Annotated in this window: 3 protein-coding genes; all 3 read left to right on the top strand. The window is 61.6% G+C overall.

What is annotated here, in order from left to right:
* The coding region (locus NTZ26_15800) for a serine hydrolase (GenBank protein MCX6561959.1) at positions 1-580 on the top strand (580 nt) is incomplete at its 5' end.
* Between the two features lie 164 nt (positions 581-744).
* Complete coding sequence (locus NTZ26_15805; GenBank protein MCX6561960.1) at positions 745-2292, top strand: alpha/beta hydrolase-fold protein; 1548 nt, start codon at positions 745-747, stop codon at positions 2290-2292.
* Positions 2293-2295: 3 nt separating this feature from the next.
* Positions 2296-2681, top strand: a 386-nt coding sequence (locus tag NTZ26_15810; protein ID MCX6561961.1) for a hemolysin III family protein, incomplete at its 3' end; no start/stop codon positions are given.

The raw sequence follows: 2681 nt of genomic DNA on the forward strand, positions 1-2681 counted from the left end.
GGTGAAGTTCGCGCTGGACCTGCCCATGGACGAAGCCAAAGAAAGCGGAAAGCAGTGGGACTATTTTACGGCCGGCGTCGTCCTTTTGGGCGACATCCTCGACAAGGTCGTCCCCGGCGGTTTGGAGCGCTACGCGGATCAAGAGCTGTTCAAGCCTTTGGGTATCACAAAATACGAGTGGCAGTACACGCCCCAACAAGTCGTCAATACCGCGGGCGGCTTAGCCCTGACGGCCTTGGACTTGGCCAAGTTCGGGCAGCTCTATAAAAACGGCGTCGTATGGGACGGCCGGCCCGTTCTGCCCAAGTCCTGGGTCGAGGCGACTTTTCATCGTTATCTGAAGGTGCCGACCAGGGAAAACACGAGCTACGGCCTTCTCTTCTGGAACACAACCTACCAGGCGAACGGCCGGCCGAACGAAACATTTTTTGCTACGGGAAACGGCGGCAGCACGATCTATGGCTTTACCGATCAACCCCTCGTCGTCGTCGTCACGGCGACCGCCTACGGCAAGTCCTATGCGCATCCCCAGGTCGACAAAATGATGGAGCGATACGTCCTGCCCGCAGTCGTCCGATAGCGTCCTTTCTCACGGAGGGCGCTCCGGCGGTCAAGCGCTCGGCTCGGGATTTGACATAATCCGGCGCCAAGCCCTACACTCCCGATTAAGGATGAAGAGTAATTTCTCGTCCGCCGGAGATATTGTTTTGCTCGGATAGGTCATTTCGCATCCAGGGAGTCTCTATGAACAGGAATAAGCGGCTCATCCAGGTCGGGCTGATCCTATTGATCGCACCCGCGATCGCGGCCAACGCGGCGGCGCAAGCCCGGCCGAATCTGTCCGTCGCGCGCATCGTCTACAACGCCGCGAAATCGCAGGCCAATCCCCAGGGCGAGCTGAAAGACAAGCTGACCGTCATCGACAAAGCGATCGCGGAAGCGACACGCTGGGGCCGGACCGGTGAAGTCCGCCGCCTGCTGGCCCAGGGCCAGACGCTTCTGGCCGGCCGGGAGTGGACCGACGAGCTCGATTTCTCGAATGCGCTGGTCCTGCGCGCCGATGGGGTCGTCCTGGATTCCAAACAGCCCGTCTCCATCCGCATCGAACTGATCTATGCTCCGCGCCTTCAGATAACCGGGCCGCTCACGGCTCGGGTATCCCTTCATCGTCCCCGACGCGCGGCGCTCGGCTTCCAGCCGGGGGACAAGGTCAAGGATCTCGCGACGCAGGACGGGATCAGCCGCGACCTCCTGGACGAGCCCTGCCGGATCGAGCTCGATTGGACGGGCATCGAAGACGGTGCCTATGTCGTCCAAGCGGAGCTCTTTGATCGGGACAAGTCCCTCGGCGCCGCGGCACTGGCCGTCGATCTGCGGAGCGGATTGACCGAGAGGCTGCGGTCGATTGAAGCCGGGCTGAAAATGATCCGCGGCTTCGAAGCGCGCCGGGCCGACGTGCTCTATCCTCTCGAGCGCATCCGCGATTTAAATCGCGGCAAGATGGAGATCGGAGGCTTTCAGATCGCCGAGGAGCTGGCCGCCGCCGAGTCCGTCCTGGCTTCGCTCGAAGCCGGAAGAGATCCGTTTGCCGGCCGGAAGGGGGACATGGAGCGGCATTATCTCCTGGAGGGCTCGGGCGAGATCATGCCCTATCGCGTCTTCATCCCGGCGAAATACGACGGCCGAACTCCTTATCCTCTGATTATCGCCCTGCACGGGCTCGGCGCCACGGAAGACTCGTTTTTCGACGCCTACGGGAAAGTCCTGCCTAAGCTCGCCGAAGCGCACGGCTACATCGTCGCCGCGCCGCTCGGCTACCGAACGGACGGATTCTATGGCGTCAGCGTGCCGGGAATGGCCGGCGGCGGAAGCGCCCAGCATAAGCTGGAACTCAGTGAGCAGGATGTGATGAACGTCCTGGCCCTGATGAAGAAGGACTACGCCATCGATGCCTCGCGGATCTACCTCATGGGTCATTCCATGGGGGCCATGGGGACCTGGCACCTGGGCGCGAAATATCCCGACATCTGGGCCGCTCTGGCGCCGTTTTCGGGCTATGGCGTCCCCGCGACCGTGACCGCTATGAAGCATATCCCTGAATTCATTGTCCACGGAGACGCGGATACGACGCTTCCCGTGGCTCTCTCCCGGGCCATGGTCGCCGAACTGAAAAGACAAGGCGTCGAACACTCGTATATCGAAGTCGCCGGAGGGAGCCACATCAATGTCGTTGAGCCGAACCTTGCTGCCGCCATCGAATTTTTCGACGCCCATCGCAAGAAAGCGCCCTAAAGAATGCTTCCGAAGATGCGCGATCCGGCAAGCGGGCTGACCCATCTGGCGGGAGCCGTTGCCGCCGTCGTCGGCACCCTCGGGCTGCTCGTTAGATACGGAACGAGCACGGTCAAGCTGGCCGCGCTGGGCATTTACGGCCTCAGCCTCGTCTGCCTTTTCGGATCGAGCGCCGCGTATCACTTGATCATGGCTCGGCCGGAGACCATTGTCCGGCTGCGCAAGCTCGATCATGCCGCTATCTACGGGCTGATTGCCGGTTCCTACACGCCCTTCTGCGCAATCATGTTCGCGGGCTTCTGGCGCTGGGGTTTTCTGGCCGTCATCTGGGCGTTGGCCGTGGCGGGAATCATCGTCAAGATGTTCGTCATCAAGGCGCCCCGCGGAGT

Source organism: Candidatus Aminicenantes bacterium (assembly GCA_026393855.1).
GTDB lineage: Bacteria > Acidobacteriota > Aminicenantia > Aminicenantales > UBA4085 > UBA4085.